Here is a 612-nt window from a genome sequence, read left to right as displayed (position 1 = left end):
CAGCCGGCCGCACAAGCTGCCCTGGAAAGCCACGGACGAGGAGCGCGCCATCGTCTGCGTCCTGCGCCAGGCCACCGGCTTTCCGCTCGACGATCTGACCTTCATCGTCACGCATTTCCTGCCGCATCTCAACCGCGATGCCGTCTACCGCATCCTCAAGGCGGAAGGCTTGGGACGATTGCCCCCGGCGCAGCAGCGCCAGCGCCGGAGCGGCACGTTCAAGGACTATGATCTCGGCTTCGTGCACATCGACATCAAGCACCTGCCCAAGCTGCAGACCGCCGACGGGGAGCGCCGCAAGCGCTATTTGTATGTGGCCATCGACCGCTGCTCGCGCTGGGTGCACCTGGCCGTCAAGGACGATGAGCTGGCCACCAGCGCGGTCGCCTTCCTGAAAGAGGCGGTGCGCGCCTTCCCCTTCAAGGTCACGCACGTCCTGACGGATCGAGGATCCTGCTTCACGGCGGATGCTTTCGAGGACGCCTGCCGCCAGCTGAAGCTGGAGCACCGCAAGACCAAGCCCTACACGCCGCAGACCAATGGTCTCGTGGAGCGCTTCAACGGGCGGGTGCAGCGCGAGGTGCTGGGCATCACCATCTACAGCCATCGGGA

At 65.4% G+C, this 612-nt stretch carries 1 protein-coding gene; it reads left to right on the top strand.

Going from position 1 to position 612, the window contains the following annotated elements; all coding sequences use genetic code 11:
- A partial coding sequence (locus FS320_RS51520; RefSeq protein ID WP_152718819.1) for a DDE-type integrase/transposase/recombinase occupies positions 1–612 on the top strand: 612 nt, incomplete at both ends.

Origin of the sequence: Microvirga tunisiensis (genome assembly GCF_009296175.1) — a bacterium.
In the GTDB taxonomy this organism is placed as follows: domain Bacteria; phylum Pseudomonadota; class Alphaproteobacteria; order Rhizobiales; family Beijerinckiaceae; genus Microvirga; species Microvirga tunisiensis.
Note: the sequence above shows the minus strand (reverse complement) of the source record. Positions and strands in the feature narration are given on the sequence as shown.